Origin of the sequence: Dorea sp. YH-dor226 (genome assembly GCF_039832105.1) — a bacterium.
Classification (GTDB): domain Bacteria; phylum Bacillota; class Clostridia; order Lachnospirales; family Lachnospiraceae; genus Dorea_A.
The window spans coordinates 37991-53293 of sequence record NZ_JBDOHS010000013.1 but is presented as its reverse complement, the minus strand read 5'-3'; the positions used below and the strand labels follow the sequence as shown (position 1 = coordinate 53293).

Annotated in this window: 11 protein-coding genes; 5 read left to right on the top strand and 6 right to left on the bottom strand. The window is 44.5% G+C overall.

The genetic code is table 11. From position 1 onward, the window contains the following. Nucleotides 1-57 precede the first annotated feature (57 nt). The gene (locus ABE547_RS11195) at nucleotides 58-1551 is read right to left on the bottom strand and encodes a DUF1846 domain-containing protein (protein WP_347378860.1); all 1494 of its coding nucleotides are present in this window, start codon (nucleotides 1549-1551) and stop codon (nucleotides 58-60) included. A gap of 177 nt (nucleotides 1552-1728) precedes the next feature. On the opposite strand from ABE547_RS11195, the gene ftsH reads away from it, so the two are divergent. The 4 genes from ftsH to ABE547_RS11175 all read left to right on the top strand — a co-directional run bounded on the left by ftsH (nucleotide 1729) and on the right by ABE547_RS11175 (nucleotide 7674). Further along, entirely contained in the window at nucleotides 1729-3735 is a 2007-nt protein-coding gene (ftsH, locus tag ABE547_RS11190) for an ATP-dependent zinc metalloprotease FtsH (protein ID WP_347378859.1), read from the top strand. 109 nt (nucleotides 3736-3844) lie between these two features. Beyond that, complete coding sequence (gene uvrC / locus ABE547_RS11185; protein WP_347378858.1) at nucleotides 3845-5689, top strand: excinuclease ABC subunit UvrC; 1845 nt, start codon at nucleotides 3845-3847, stop codon at nucleotides 5687-5689. 111 nt (nucleotides 5690-5800) lie between these two features. Then, nucleotides 5801-6727 carry an HPr(Ser) kinase/phosphatase gene (gene hprK, locus ABE547_RS11180; RefSeq protein ID WP_347378857.1) on the top strand — a complete coding sequence of 309 codons (927 nt, stop codon included), beginning with the start codon at nucleotides 5801-5803 and terminating at the stop codon, nucleotides 6725-6727. A 17-nt stretch (nucleotides 6728-6744) separates the two neighbouring features. Next, the gene (locus ABE547_RS11175; protein ID WP_347378856.1) at nucleotides 6745-7674 is read left to right on the top strand and encodes an ROK family glucokinase; all 930 of its coding nucleotides are present in this window, start codon (nucleotides 6745-6747) and stop codon (nucleotides 7672-7674) included. A gap of 73 nt (nucleotides 7675-7747) precedes the next feature. Here ABE547_RS11175 and ABE547_RS11170 read toward each other — a convergent pair whose 3' ends face one another. Then, on the bottom strand, nucleotides 7748-10273 hold the full coding sequence (locus ABE547_RS11170) for a PBP1A family penicillin-binding protein (protein WP_347378855.1): 2526 nt from the start codon (nucleotides 10271-10273) through the stop codon (nucleotides 7748-7750). Nucleotides 10274-10424: 151 nt separating this feature from the next. Between ABE547_RS11170 and ABE547_RS11165 the strand changes: the two genes are divergently transcribed. Then, nucleotides 10425-11078, top strand: coding sequence for a YigZ family protein (locus ABE547_RS11165; protein ID WP_347378854.1), 654 nt, complete (start codon nucleotides 10425-10427; stop codon nucleotides 11076-11078). Nucleotides 11079-11155: 77 nt separating this feature from the next. Here ABE547_RS11165 and raiA read toward each other — a convergent pair whose 3' ends face one another. From raiA to typA, 4 genes are all read right to left on the bottom strand, one after another. Then, nucleotides 11156-11692, bottom strand: a complete 537-nt coding sequence (gene raiA / locus ABE547_RS11160) for a ribosome-associated translation inhibitor RaiA (RefSeq protein WP_347378853.1) — start codon at nucleotides 11690-11692, stop codon at nucleotides 11156-11158. A gap of 131 nt (nucleotides 11693-11823) precedes the next feature. Then, a complete protein-coding gene (locus ABE547_RS11155) occupies nucleotides 11824-12435 on the bottom strand; it encodes a transporter (RefSeq protein ID WP_347378852.1) in 612 nt (203 codons plus the stop codon). After that, entirely contained in the window at nucleotides 12435-13325 is an 891-nt protein-coding gene (locus ABE547_RS11150; RefSeq protein ID WP_347378851.1) for a phosphatase PAP2 family protein, read from the bottom strand. The genes ABE547_RS11155 and ABE547_RS11150 overlap by 1 nt, the downstream gene beginning before the upstream one ends. After that, on the bottom strand, nucleotides 13322-15148 hold the full coding sequence (gene typA / locus ABE547_RS11145; RefSeq protein WP_347378850.1) for a translational GTPase TypA: 1827 nt from the start codon (nucleotides 15146-15148) through the stop codon (nucleotides 13322-13324). Before typA ends, ABE547_RS11150 begins: the two co-directional genes overlap by 4 nt. Between the last annotated feature and the right edge of the window lie 155 nt (nucleotides 15149-15303).

The following is a 15303-nucleotide window of genomic DNA, read 5'->3' as shown; positions in this document are numbered from 1 at the left end:
CTCCTTAAGTTGAATGTGTTGATTCGAGCATTTGTTGTTAAAAAAAATACTTTAGAATTATACACCCTTTTCGGCGAAAAATACAGAGTTTTTTTCGTATCTGGCTTCAAAAGTTGCCTGAATCGAAAGTTTTTTGAATTGCTTCATATCTACAGAGCCTACCATGACAGAAGTATGTGCCTGACAGCCTTGTAATTTGGGAAGCTGTTCCAGTGCAAGCTGTGCAGGCTTGCTGGAAGCGGCGCTGACAGACAAGGCAATCAGAACTTCATCCATGTGCAGGCGCGGATTTCTACTTCCCAGATACTGGGTCTTAAGTTTCTGGATCGGTTCGATTGCTTCCGGAGAGATGACATGGCAGGTATGATCGATTCCGGCCAATTCCTTTAAAGCGTTCAAAAGAAGAGCCGCACAGGCGCCCAGAAGATCAGACGTCTTTCCGGTAATGATCCTTCCGTCGTGAAGCTGAAGAGCTGCGGCAGGTCCGCCAGTCTCCTTAGCATATGCAAGTGCAGCATCAACGACCGGACGGTCATGAACGGTGATGTCAGCCTGGTTCATCAGCATTTCCAGTTTGTAAGTTTCTTCTTCAGAACATGCACCGATCAGAAGACGTCTTCTGGAATCGTAATATCTCCGTATGATTTCCTGACGGGAAGCTTCCCGGCATACTTCGTCGTCACAGATACAGTTTCCGGCCATATTAACGCCCATATCTGTTGGCGACTTATACGGGCTGTCTCCGTAGATACGCTGGAACATGGCTTTGAGGACAGGGAAGATCTCAACATCCCGGTTATAGTTGACTGTGGTTGCTCCATAGGCTTCCAGATGGAACGGATCAATCATGTTGATGTCATTCAGATCTGCCGTTGCTGCTTCGTATGCAAGATTGACAGGATGCTTTAACGGAATGTTCCAGATCGGGAATGTTTCAAACTTGGCATATCCTGCATTGATCCCCCGCTTGTGTTCATGATAAAGCTGTGACAGACATACAGCCATCTTGCCGCTTCCTGGGCCGGGAGCTGTAATGACGACCAGTGGACGGGTTGTCCTGATGTAATCGTTTTTTCCGTATCCGTCATCACTTACAATATAAGGAACATTCGTAGGATATCCGGGGATTACATAGTGGCGGTATACAGTGATTCCCAGTTTTTCCAGACGATTTTTAAACAGATCGGCACTTTCCTGACCGCTGTATTTGGTGATTACGACACTGCCGACATAAAGACCGAGCTCCTGGTAGATATTCATGAGGCGAAGAACATCGGAATCATAGGTGATTCCGAGATCTCCGCGTATTTTATTTTTTTCGATGTCTTCTGCACTGATTACGATTACAATTTCAGCCTGATCGGACAGTTCTTTTAGCATTCTGAGCTTACTGTCGGGCTGAAATCCCGGAAGAACTCTGGAAGCATGATAATCATCAAACAGCTTGCCTCCGAATTCCAGATATAACTTATTGCCAAATTGTTCAATGCGTTCTCTGATGTGAGAAGACTGCATCTTAAGGTATTTTTCGTTATCAAATCCAATTTTCATAAGTCTCATTCCCTCTGCTTTGTCAACGTAATATTCATAAAATGCATATATGGAAGTATAAGCATTTTCACATCAAGTATACTACAATAAGAAGGAAGTTTACAATCTTTTCATAATGTTTTTATTGATTTCTAAAGGTGCTGTCCTTATAATAAAATGGAGTACAGGAGGATGAAAATGGACAACCAGAATAATAAAAATAATGACAACAAAAACAATAAACAGGGGATCTCGTTTATTCTATTAGTTACTGTAATTGCTTCCATACTGGTTCTTGCACTGTTTCAGTTTCAGGGAACAACTTCTGCAACGGAGATTTCCTACAATGAGTTTCTGGATAAAGTAGACAAAGGTGAGGTTGAAAAGGTAGTAATCCAGAATGATAAAATTGTGATTACTGAGAAAAAAAGTAAAGACAGCGGAGTGGAAAAGGAATATTATACCGGAGTAGTAAGAGATGATACACTGTCTGAACGTCTCTATGAGGCAGGTGTTGAGTATGAGCAGGAGATACCGGATACGACGTCTAGTATCATTGCCGAGGTGATCTTCACATTTCTTCCGATTGCGTTCCTGGTAGGAATGATTGTCTGGATGACAAGAAAGATGGCCAAGGGCGGAGGTATGATGGGCATAGGAAAAAGCAATGCCAAGATGTACGTGGAGAAGCAGACTGGTGTAACATTCAAAGATGTTGCGGGACAGGATGAAGCGAAGGAATCTCTGCAGGAAGTGGTTGATTTCCTGCATAATCCCGGAAAATATACCAGCGTCGGAGCGAAGCTGCCCAAGGGTGCACTTCTTGTAGGTCCTCCGGGAACAGGTAAGACACTGCTTGCCAAAGCGGTGGCAGGAGAGGCAAAGGTACCATTCTTTTCATTGAGTGGATCTGCATTTGTAGAAATGTATGTTGGTGTTGGTGCATCCAGAGTGCGTGATCTGTTCAAACAGGCACAGCAGATGGCACCTTGTATTATATTTATCGATGAGATCGATGCAATCGGTAAAAGCCGTGATAATCAGCTGGGAAGCAATGATGAGCGTGAACAGACTTTGAACCAGCTGCTTGCAGAGATGGATGGATTTGAAAGCAATAAAGGTCTGGTACTTCTGGCAGCGACCAACCGTCCGGAGATCCTGGATCCTGCACTGCTCCGACCGGGACGTTTTGACCGTCGGATCATTGTCGAAAAACCGGATCTGAAAGGAAGAGTGGATGTATTAAAAGTGCATTCCAAAGATGTCAGAATGGATGAGACTGTGAATCTGGAAGAGATTGCACTTGCAACTTCCGGAGCTGTGGGTTCTGATCTTGCCAATATGATCAATGAGGCTGCAATCAATGCCGTAAAACATGGAAGACATGCGGTATCACAGTCAGATCTGTTTGAGGCAGTCGAGGTCGTTCTGGTAGGTAAGGAAAAGAAAGACCGCATTATGAGTCAGGAAGAGAGAAAGATCGTATCCTACCATGAAGTGGGGCATGCGCTTGTCAGTGCTCTTCAGAAAGATTCCGAGCCGGTGCAGAAGATTACGATCGTTCCGCGTACGATGGGAGCACTGGGATATGTCATGCAGACACCGGAAGAAGAGAAATTCCTGAACACAAAGAAAGAGCTGGAAGCTATGCTGGTCGGCCTGCTTGCAGGTCGTGCTGCAGAAGAAGTTGTGTTTGATACCGTTACCACAGGCGCATCCAATGATATTGAAAAAGCGACGAATGTTGCAAGGGCCATGATCACGCAGTATGGTATGAGTGAAAAGTTCGGACTGATCGGACTGGAATCAATTCAGAACAGATATCTGGACGGAAGGCCGGTAAGCAATTGTGGACAGGAAACAGCTTCTGAGATCGATCAGGAAGTGATGAAGATGCTGAAGGAGGCGTATGAAGAGGCAAAACGGCTTCTGACAGAGCATCGAAGATCCCTGGATGAGATCGCAGATTTCCTGATTGAGAAGGAGACCATAACCGGAAAAGAGTTTATGGAAATCTTTCATAAGGTGGAAGGAATTGATCCGGATGCACCGAAGAAAGAAGAAGTAAGAATCGGCATGAATCCGGTGGAAGGTGATAATTTTGTGATGAAGCAGACAGAGACATCACCGGAGATACCATCTGAGCCGGAACCTTTGGTTCCGGAAGAGAAAGAGCCGGAATCTTCCGAAATGGAAGAAGAATAGCAGAGAACAGAGAGGGAGAAGCGGACAAAAAACAGTGCGGCTTCTCCTTTTTTATCCCGGATTTCTTGCAAAAGGCGGGAAGGAAAAGAAAAACTGTGAGGGGAGACATATGAACAGTACATTTGATATACAGGAAGAGTTAAAAAAGCTGCCGGGAAAACCGGGCGTATATATCATGCATGATGAGAAGGACGCGATCATCTATGTGGGAAAAGCGATCAGTCTGAAGAACCGTGTAAGACAGTATTTTCAAAGCAGCCGAAATAAGGGTGTTAAGATAGAACAGATGGTAACTCATATCAGCCGCTTTGAGTATATTGTGACAGACTCAGAGCTGGAGGCGCTGGTACTGGAATGTAATCTGATCAAAGAACATCGGCCAAAATACAATACGATGCTGATGGATGATAAGACATATCCTTTTATCAAAGTGACAGTGGAGGAAGCTTATCCCCGTGTGATGATGGCGAGAAGAATGGTAAAGGATAAAGCAAAATATTTCGGTCCATACACGAGTGCGGGAGCTGTGAAGGATACGATAGAACTGATCCGGAAACTATACCACATCAGAAGCTGTAACCGGAATCTTCCAAAGGATATCGGAAAGGAAAGACCCTGCCTGAATTATCACATTCATCAGTGTGAAGCACCCTGCCAGGGATATATATCCAGAGAAACATACAGAGAATCGATACAGGAGGTTCTGCATTTTCTGAATGGAAATTATGATCCGATTCTGAAAGAACTGGAGGATAAGATGCAGGCAGCGTCAGAGGCTCTGGAATTCGAAAAGGCGATTGAATATCGGGAATTGCTGTCCAGTGTGCAGCAGATCGCACAGAAGCAGAAGATTACGGATACAGCTGGAGATGACAGGGATATTCTTGCCGCTGCACTGGAAGAGGAAGATGCGGTGGTACAGGTGTTTTTTATCCGGGGAGGACGTCTGATCGGCAGGGATCATTTTTATCTGAAGGTTGCGAAAGAAGACACTTCAGGGGAGATTCTGTCAAGCTTTGTGAAACAGTTTTATGCCGGAACTCCTTATATACCGGCGGAACTGATGCTTCCGGAGGAGATTGAAGATCAGGAGCTGGTGGAAGAGTGGCTGACGAAAAAGAGAGGACATCGTGTTCATCTGAAAGTGCCTAAGAAAGGGACAAAAGAAAAGCTGGTGGAACTTGCACAGAAGAATGCACAGATGGTACTGAAAAATGACAAAGAACGCTTAAAAAGAGAAGAGGGAAGAACCATCGGGGCAGTCAGGGAACTGGAGAAGATACTTGGACTTCAGGGAATCGTCAGGATGGAGGCGTACGACATCTCGAATACGAGCGGTTTTAATTCTGTTGGTTCCATGGTTGTATATGAGAAAGGAAGGCCGAAACGCAACGATTATCGTAAATTCAGGATAAAAAATGTACAGGGTCCGGACGACTATGCGAGCATGGAAGAAGTGCTTACGAGAAGATTTGAGCATGGGCTTCTGGAGAGAGAGGAAAAAGGAGAAGGAGGCTTCAGTTCATTTCCGGATCTGATCCTGATGGACGGAGGAAAAGGGCAGGTTAACATCGCACTGCAGGTTCTGGATAAGCTGCATCTGAACATTCCTGTGTGCGGAATGGTGAAGGATGATAACCACAGGACCAGAGGGTTATATTATCAGAATCAGGAACTTCCGATTGATCGAAATTCAGAATGCTTCCGGCTGATCACAAGGATACAGGACGAAGCACATCGATTTGCAATTACTTTTCACAGGCAGCTTCGCAGCAAAGGACAGGTACATTCGATCCTTGACGATATTCCCGGAATCGGACCGGCCAGAAGAAAGGATCTGATGAGGAATTTTGAAAATATAGAGGCGATCAGAAATGCTACGGTAGAGGAATTGAAAGAACTGCCTTCTATGAATGAAAAATCCGCACAGGAAGTATATAAATTTTTTCACTAATGTTCTTCAGTGTGTTATAATTACAACAGGTGAATTTCAATTGCTTCCTGATGTGTGAATTGTCTGCAGGAGGTGTTTGAGAAGAATATAAAGTGTATGAAGGAGAAAAAGATGGCAAATAAGGTGAAACTGCAAAAGATCGTAGAAAAGATGAATCTGAAGAATCTGACTCCGGATGTGGACCTGTCTGAAAGCTTTGTGGAAGTTCCGGATATCAACCGGCCGGCACTTCAGCTGACGGGGTTTTTTGAACATTTTGATTCTGACCGGGTTCAGATTATCGGATATGTAGAGTATACATTCCTGGAAAAAATGGAAGAGGAGAAGAAGAAAGAGATCTATCAGACCTTCCTGTCTTATCCGATTCCATGTCTGGTATTTTGCCGTAATCTCCCACCGGAAGAGATGCTGCTTGAGATGGCTGAAAAAGCGAACGTTCCGGTATTCCAGACGGAAAAGAAGACTTCGGAATTTACATCTGAGTTGATTCGCTGGCTGAACGTTGAGCTGGCACCGTGTATCTCTATTCACGGTGTGCTGGTTGATGTATATGGTGTCGGAGTTCTGATCATGGGCGAAAGCGGAATCGGGAAGAGCGAGGCTGCGCTGGAGCTGATTAAGAGAGGACATCGTCTGGTGAGTGATGATGTTGTTGAGATCCGAAGAGTCAGCGATGAGACACTGGTTGGATCTGCGCCGGATATTACGAGACATTTTATTGAACTTCGAGGAATCGGAATCGTAGATGTTAAGACGCTGTTTGGTGTATTAAGTGTCCGGGAGACAGAGAATATTGATCTCGTCATTACGTTGGAAGAGTGGAATCGGGATAAAGAGTATGATCGACTTGGACTGGAAGAAGAGTATACAGAATTTCTCGGAAATAAGGTTGTATGTCATCATCTTCCAATTCGTCCGGGACGTAATCTTGCCATCATCGTTGAGACGGCAGCAATCAATCACAGACAGAAGCAGATGGGATATAATGCGGCACAGGAGCTGTATAAACGTGTTCAGCAGAATCTGACGAGAAAATAGAGGGAGGAAAAAGGAAAATGAAGTATTGCTTTGGAGTGGACATCGGAGGAACAACAGTTAAAATCGGACTCTTTACAACAGAAGGAGAACTTCTGGAAAAATGGGAGATCAAGACCCGTACAGAGAATAAAGGAGAAGCGATTCTTCCGGATATCGCGGAATCTCTGAAAAGAAAGATGGAAGAAAAAGGATTGGCTGTACAGGAAATGTCCGGAATCGGGATTGGAATTCCTGCACCTGTAGATGCAAAGGGAGTTGTTCAGAATACGGCGAACCTTGGCTGGGGATATAAAGAGGTAAAGAGAGAGATGGAAGAACTGACAGGTCTTCCGGTAGAAGCCGGCAATGATGCCAATGTTGCTGCCCTGGGAGAAATGTGGCTGGGAGCAGGAAAAGGCCGGGAAAACATGATCATGGTCACACTTGGAACCGGTGTTGGAGGAGGCGTGATCGTAAATGGACGTCCTCTGGTTGGAGCACACGGAGCAGGTGGAGAGATCGGACACCTGTGTGTGAACTATGAAGAGACAGAGCACTGCGGATGTGGAAAAACCGGATGTCTGGAGCAGTATGCTTCTGCTACGGGAATCGCAAGACTTGCCAGAAAGAGACTGGAAAAGGATGATGCAGATACCGTATTGAGAGGACGTCATCTCAGTGCAAAGTCAGTGTTTGATGCATTAAAGGAAGGCGATAAAGTAGCGGAAGAGATTGTAGAGGAATTTGGTGAATATCTTGGACATGCGCTCGCTAATCTGGCAGCAGTCACAGATCCTGCAGTGATCGTAATCGGAGGAGGCGTATCAAGAGCAGGAGAGATTCTTCTGGGATATGTAGAGAAGAATTTCCAGAAAAAAGCATTTTTCTCAAATAAAGATACAGAATTTGTTTTGGCAACATTAGGAAATGATGCTGGCATATGTGGAGCAGCAAAGCTGATCCTTTAAAAGAAAGAAAATAGAAGGGATTGTCTGGTTATATTTGAGACAATCCCTTCTTTCTTTATCTTTTTGTTGTTATTTATTGAGGGACAGTTCCTCCGGGATCACCGCCGGTACCGCCGCCGGTGCCTCCACCCGGATTCCCTCCGGGATCACCGCCGGTACCGCCGCCGGTATTGTCACCCGGAGTTACTGGTTCTACCGGCACAGAATCTGATGGATCAACCTCTTCTTTCGGTTCTTCCGGTTCTACCGGTTTATGGCCCGGACATACTTCCGTCGGAGCCGTGTCGGTTGCAAAATACTCTGTTATTGCAGGACAGCTTCCGGATACAGCCAGTTTTCCGGTCTCAGAACAGATGGTTTTCTTCTCTACGGAAGAAGGCATCTTGAAGTCTTTTGGTTCCAGATTCTGATGGATACGGCTCATGATGGATTTCCAGATTCGGAATCGGAAATTCATGTCTGAGTTACAAGGTTTGTTATCATCGTAACCTCCCCATACCGCACAGGTATAATATGGAGTAAATCCACAGAACCACAGGTCTACGTTGGAAGTTGTGGTACCCGTCTTACCGGCTACAGGCATATTACCGAGTCTGCATGCTGTACCGGTACCCGAATTCACTACGTCTTCCATTGCGCTGGTAAGAAGAGCCGCTGTGCTGTCTTTGATCACAGTACGGGATTCCCCGGTGCCTTCGAGAAGTACATTTCCGTCATGATCAAGGATCTTTGTGTATAGAGTTGGCTGATTATAAACACCGCCGTTGGCAATGGTAGCATAAGCTGCACACATTTCATAATTGTAGACACCTTCTGCAATACCGCCAAGTGCCAGTGTCTGCGTTGTCTTATCATCGTAGATGCCGCCATTGATTTCCTTGTTGGTTACCAGAGTGCTGATGCCAAATTTTTCACAGTATTCATATCCCAGTTCCTGGGTGATTTCATCGCTTAACTTTACAGCACATACATTGATCGACCAGGTAATGGCTTTTCGAATCGTGGTTGGGCCACCATATCTTCCGTTGGCATTACGGAGCTGCTGCCCGTTTTTCAAGGTGTACGGTTCATCTACAATGGTGGTTGCAAGGCTCTTGCCACAGGAATCCAGTGCAGGAGCATAAGCTGCAAGAATCTTGAAACAGGAACCGGGCTGTCTCTTAGCACCCGTATATGCACGGTTAAGCCCCAGGCTTGTCGTCTTGGCGCCTCGTCCTCCGACCATGGCCTTGATCTGTCCGGTAGACTGATCAATGATGGTTACTGATGCCTGTGGCTGCGGAGTAACTTCAAAACGTTCATCATAAGTGTCGCCTTCCTGAGCGATGGTTGCCTTCCATTCTTCTACCATTGCACGGGCAGCTTCTTCGCTGGAGTAGAGAAGTCCCTGTTCATTGCCATATGTCTGTTTTACATAGGCTTTGATATTATTGCTTCCGAAATTTTCTACCGTACCGTCTGCACGTGTAACGGTAAGCGCATAATCCAGACCGTATTCTTTTAGTGCGGGATAATTAGCATCGTTGTTCATCTCCTCGTCGCAGATCTGCTGCATGGCAAGATTCTGTGTAGAATAGATGCTGAGACCGCCGCTGTATACAGCATTATATGCCTGAGTCTCTGTGTAACCAAGCTGTTCACAGAGATCGTTAATTACCTGTTCTGCAAGTGCATCTACAAAGTAACTGTAAGGGTTGTCATCAACGCTTGCAGTGTTGTTGACAGTCTGAATGCGGGCATAGACATCATCAGCCATTGCTTCGTCGTATGCGGCCTGGTCAATATAGCCCTGTTCCAGCATGTTTTTTAATACTTTATCACGACGCTTCTGATTGGATTCCGGATTGGTGATCGGATTGTAGTCTGTCGGATTCTGTGTGATTCCGGCGATTACGGCACACTCTGAAAGTGTCAGCTCAGATACATCTTTGTTAAAGTATCTCATGGAAGCTGCCTGCACGCCGAGGCAGTTCTGGCCAAGGTTGATTGTATTCATATAGCTTTCAAGAATCGTATCCTTGTCCATCTGTTTTTCAATCTGAAGTGCCAGATACTGTTCCTGAATCTTACGTTCCAATCGATCATAGAACGTTTTTTCTTTTGTGAAGTTCGGAAATACGTTGTTTTTGATCAGCTGTTGGGTGAGTGTACTGGCTCCTTCGGAAAAGTGTCCGCCGGAGGTGATACCTACGACAGCGGCACGGGCAATACCCTGAAGGTCAATACCATTGTGTTTGTAAAAACGTTCATCTTCGATCGCAACAAAAGCATGCTGAAGATCTTTGGGAATTTCATCTATAGACTTGTATACACGGTTGGAACCGGAAGATACAAATCGTTCAATCTCCGTAGTGCCATCGTCAGCATAAACGAAAGTAGTGAATCCCTGCGGTTTTACATCTTCCGGAGAGATATCAGGGGAATTGGCAAGTATCTTTTTGACAAAAAGTCCACCGCCGATAACTCCGATCACTGCCAGAACGATAATGCACAAAAGCAGTGCCTTGAATAATCGGATGCCGACACGTTTTCCCTGCATGGTGGATTTGGATGTTATTTTCTTTTGCTTCTTCGAAGCTTTTTTCTTTCCATAATTCATGCGATTTGGCCTCCTTTATACCATGTCATTATAGCAAATAAGCCTGTGTTAATAAAGAAAAAAATAAAAAGTTCATATTTCAGTAGGAAAATCTTAAGAAATTCGTTATATTAATATGTAGAAGAGTGACAACAGACAGGAGAAAGAACATATGTTATCAGAATATAAGACAGTCTATGAAGGCGGAGAAGGCGAAATTACAGAGAAAAAATCACGTTTTATTGCGACAGTGGTTCCTGCTGCAACAGAGGAAGAAGCCCTTTCTTTTATCGAATCGATGAAAAAAAAATACTGGAACGCAACGCACAATTGTTTTGCATATGTGATCGGAGAACGCGGGGAGCTGCAAAGATGCAGTGACGACGGGGAACCGGGCGGAACAGCAGGCAAACCAATGCTGGATGTTCTGAACGGAGAGGAGATCCGTAATGTTGCAGTAGTGGTGACCAGATATTTTGGCGGTACGTTACTTGGAACCGGCGGACTGGTCCGCGCATATTCATCTGCCACAAGAGAGGGACTTCATTCCTCTGTAATTATAACCAAGATTCATGGAGTTAAACTTCATATTGCGACTGATTATACGGGGCTTGGGAAGATTCAGTACATTCTGGCACAGCGGAATCTGAAGGTTCTGGATACGGAATATACAGATAAAGTAGATATATATGTACTGGTCCCGGAAAGTATGCAAAAAGAAGTACAGGATGCGTTGGTGGAAGGAACAAATGGGCAGGTGAAGATGCAGGTGCTTCAGGATTGCTATTTTGCGGAAATTGATGGAATTCCTACTGTTCTTGAGTAAAAAAATAAGGAGGCTGTCCTGAATATGCAGTTCAGGACAGCCCCCTGTAAAATTAATGTGTCAGTTCAGATATGAAATTATGAAAATTCCGGTTCAATCAATCCAAATGTTCCGTTTTTCCTTCTGTATACAACATTTACTTCGTCAGTCTCTGCGTTGCAGAATACATAGAAATCATGTCCGAGTAATTCCATCTGTACACATGCATCTTCCGGATACATCGGCTTGAATCCGAACTTTTTGGTTCGTACGATCCTGATCTCTCCGTCATCTTCAGCATTATCTTCTGTTTCAATGAATTCTTCCTTGAAGTTGCTGCCTTCCTGATGCTTTGCAACCAGTTTGTTTTTATATTTGCGAAGCTGACGCTCGATCACCTCTTCTACAAGGTCAATGGATACATACATATCGTTACTTTCCTGTTCGGAGCGGATAATACCGCCTTTGACAGGGATGGTTACTTCAATTTTCTGGCGCTCTTTCTGAACGCTTAATGTTACATGGATTTCCGTGTCTGGAGTAAAGTACCTTTCTAATTTTCCCAGTTTGCTTTCTACGGCCTCTCTCAAACCTGGTGTTACATCGATGTTCTTTCCGATAATGATAAACTTCATGCTGTCCAACTCCTTTTCGACATAATTTCAAATAAAATGTACTTGACAGAATTGAAAAAATGTGTATAGTCTGACAATTGCTGTCTTGAATAACAATCTATCTGATATATGTAGTATAGCACGTTTGGACGTTAATGTATAGCACGGATTACTTCAATTCTTGTAATTTTTTCGTCATGCATCTTTGCAACCCGAAGTCCACAGTCTTTGAAGTAGAAGCAGGCGCCTACACCGAGTTCAATGTCATGGTCGGCCAGATTGCGGGACAGTACATCCAGCAGGGTTTCGCCGGGTTCATAGGGAATATTGACTCCCAGGATCTTGTTGACTGCCTTTGCCTTGGAGGTTGCACGGAAGATGATTTCATCTGCAACATCGAATTCGCAGAACAAAAACTTTCTTGTGGCAAAAAGCACTGCGATAGCACATACACCAATCAGACTGCTGTAAACAGAAGAGTGATCGATGATGATCTGTCGGGCGATTGCAAACAACAGTACTTCAAATACTGTGTTTGGAGAATGGGAATACATCATCCGGATCAGCTCGACGCCGATGATCAGATTGAAACATGTTTCCAGCAGATCATCATAATTTGGCCAGATATTCAGATCGGGAATGTTTCCAAGTGACATGACCATACGAAGGCACAGTAGAATGACTCCAACTGCCAGCATGATGGCAATCACGAATTCCAGAATGACTGCAACCCGTTTTAAAAAACTTGATACGAATTGTCTCATTATTCTCTCCTTAATCTTTTACTGAATAGATATGGATATATTATGAGTACCCATAACACAAGTATAAAGTATTCTGCAGCTTTTGCCAAGATGGAAGTTCCCAGAAGGAAAGGAAGTCCCTTCCGAAGAAGCAGCGCACCGGCAAGGCCGATCAGAAGCTTCAGGATCTGGGCATGCAGGCTGTGGCAGTAAGTGGAAAAATTCAGACGGGTCTGTTCCAGATACCATCCGATCGCAAACCCGAGTCCTGCGCCGGAAGCTTTACAGCAGTCCATGGCGTACTTGGTTTCAATTGTGCCGTTTCCGTTTAAAATCAGGGCGTAGACCGCTACGAAAACGCTGCAAATGATAAGAAGGGCAGCAATCGGTTTTCGGAATTCTTCCTGATCCAGAATATATTTTTGATATTTCCAGAGCAAGGATGCGATGATCAAAGAAAGAATCATAGATGTCAGGACGTCTTTAGGCGTATGGCATCCAAGATACATTCTTGAAAATCCGATTGCAAGAAACGCCAGAATACAGAGTACTTTCATCCAGGTTCGTCTTACTTTCAGTGCGAGCGGAAAGAACAGGCAGGTTGCCCCCTGTGTGTGTCCGCTCGGAAAGGAATAACCGGTGGCACCCGGCACGGCACTTTCAACTGCATGGAATGTTGGATCCAGTATCCAGGGCCTTGGGATGCGGAATGTGATTTTTAAAGTCTGTACACATAATCCGGCGCTGAAGTACGTAAATCCCATAAGATAAGCAAAGCGCTTATCCACACACCAGTACAGTGTGCAGATAACCGCTATAATAATAATTTCCTGGCCGAAATATGTGATGAACTGCATCAGTTTGTCTAAGAAGGGAGTACGGATCCCCTCTAACAGCCATAAAAATGTCATGATCTGTTTCCTCGTTTTCTCATTTTTGGATCCAGAATCTTCTTACGGATACGAAGAGATTTTGGAGTTACTTCCAGTAATTCGTCTGTATCAATGAAATCAATTGCCTGTTCCAGACTTAAGATTTTAGGAGGAGTCAGGCGAAGGGCCTCATCTGCGCTTGAAGAGCGGGTATTGGTCAGATGTTTGGTCTTACATACATTGACTTCAATATCATCAGTCTTTGCATTTTCGCCGATTACCATACCTGAATATACCTTTTCTCCGGGTCCGATGAAGAGGATTCCACGTTCCTGTGCACTGAACAGACCGTAGGTTACGGACTCACCGGTCTCAAATGCGATCAGGGAACCCTGTTTCCGGTACTGGATATCACCTTTATATGGGGCATATCCGTCAAAAGCAGTATTCATGATACCATTTCCTTTGGTGTCTGTTAAAAAATCGCCGCGGTAACCGATCAGACCACGGGATGGAATCTTGAATTCCAGTCGTGTATATCCGCCGTTGGCAGCTCCCATTGCCTGCAATTCGCCTTTTCTCTGGCTTAATTTTTCAATGACGACACCGGTAAATTCGTCCGGAACATCAATATAGGCAATTTCCATTGGTTCCAGCAATTTTCCTTTTTCGTCGTGCTTATAGAGTACTTCTGCCTTGCTGACCGCAAATTCATATCCTTCACGGCGCATGTTTTCAATCAATACGGACAGATGAAGCTCTCCACGGCCGGATACCTTGAAACAGTCTGTGTTTTCGGTATCTTCGACACGGAGACTGACGTCCGTATTCAGCTCTCTTAAGAGTCGGTCACGCAGATGACGGGAGGTCACGTATTTGCCTTCCAGTCCTGCAAAAGGACTGTCATTCACAACAAAGTCCATAGCTATGGTCGGTTCAGAGATCTTCTGGAACGGAATAGGTTCCGGGTTCTCAGGAGAGCAGAGGGTATCACCGATGGAAATATCCGAGATACCGGAGATCGCAACGATGGATCCGATGGTTGCTTCCTTTACTTCTACTTTTTTCAATCCGTCAAACTCATAGAGCTTACTGATCTTTACTTTTTGCTGTTTGTCAGGATTGTGATGGTTTACAACGACCATATCCTGATTGACGGAGATCGTTCCGTTATCAACTTTTCCAATACCGATACGGCCGACATATTCATTATAATCAATGGTACTGATCAGAACCTGACCGGGAGCTTCCGGGTCTCCCTCCGGTGCAGGAATGTATTCCAGAATGGTTTCAAATAATGGTTTCATATCCTGTTCTTTATCAGACAGATCCAGAACAGCAACGCCTGCTTTTGCAGATGCATAGACGAAAGGACAGTCGAGCTGTTCGTCTGAAGCACCCAGATCGATCAGAAGTTCCAGAACCTCATCGATCACTTCTTCCGGTCTTGCTTCCGGACGGTCAATCTTATTGATGCAGACGATAACAGGAAGGCTTAAGTCAAGTGCTTTTCTCAGCACAAATTTGGTCTGCGGCATTGCACCTTCGAAAGCATCAACAACAAGGATAACACCGTTGACCATCTTCAGGACACGTTCTACTTCGCCGCCAAAATCGGCATGACCCGGAGTATCAATGATATTGATCTTTACACCATTGTAAGTAACAGCAGTGTTTTTGGAAAGGATCGTGATACCACGTTCTCTTTCGATATCGTTGGAGTCCATGACACGTTCGGCAACTTCCTGATTCTCACGGAAGACACCGCTTTGTTTTAATAATTCGTCTACTAAAGTTGTCTTACCATGATCAACATGAGCAATAATCGCTATATTACGTACATCTTCACGTTTTGTATTCATACGAATCTTCCTTTTCTCTTCCTATATTTATATATAACTCCATTAGTTTATCACATTTTTCAAATTTTACAAGTATTTCGTTCTAAAATACTGATCCCGTTCATAGACTATGTAATGACTCAAAATACGATTCAGAGGAAGGGAGATTGTAAAAT

Excerpts from the sequence above, each read along its gene's own strand:
- ABE547_RS11195 (WP_347378860.1), bottom strand. The coding sequence starts at position 1,551 with ATGAAAATTGGATTTGATAACGAAAAATACCTTAAGATGCAGTCTTCT.
- ftsH (WP_347378859.1), top strand. The coding sequence starts at position 1,729 with ATGGACAACCAGAATAATAAAAATAATGACAACAAAAACAATAAACAG.
- uvrC (WP_347378858.1), top strand. The coding sequence starts at position 3,845 with ATGAACAGTACATTTGATATACAGGAAGAGTTAAAAAAGCTGCCGGGA.
- hprK (WP_347378857.1), top strand. The coding sequence starts at position 5,801 with ATGGCAAATAAGGTGAAACTGCAAAAGATCGTAGAAAAGATGAATCTG.
- ABE547_RS11175 (WP_347378856.1), top strand. The coding sequence starts at position 6,745 with ATGAAGTATTGCTTTGGAGTGGACATCGGAGGAACAACAGTTAAAATC.
- ABE547_RS11170 (WP_347378855.1), bottom strand. The coding sequence starts at position 10,273 with ATGAATTATGGAAAGAAAAAAGCTTCGAAGAAGCAAAAGAAAATAACA.
- ABE547_RS11165 (WP_347378854.1), top strand. The coding sequence starts at position 10,425 with ATGTTATCAGAATATAAGACAGTCTATGAAGGCGGAGAAGGCGAAATT.
- raiA (WP_347378853.1), bottom strand. The coding sequence starts at position 11,692 with ATGAAGTTTATCATTATCGGAAAGAACATCGATGTAACACCAGGTTTG.
- ABE547_RS11155 (WP_347378852.1), bottom strand. The coding sequence starts at position 12,435 with ATGAGACAATTCGTATCAAGTTTTTTAAAACGGGTTGCAGTCATTCTG.
- ABE547_RS11150 (WP_347378851.1), bottom strand. The coding sequence starts at position 13,325 with ATGACATTTTTATGGCTGTTAGAGGGGATCCGTACTCCCTTCTTAGAC.
- typA (WP_347378850.1), bottom strand. The coding sequence starts at position 15,148 with ATGAATACAAAACGTGAAGATGTACGTAATATAGCGATTATTGCTCAT.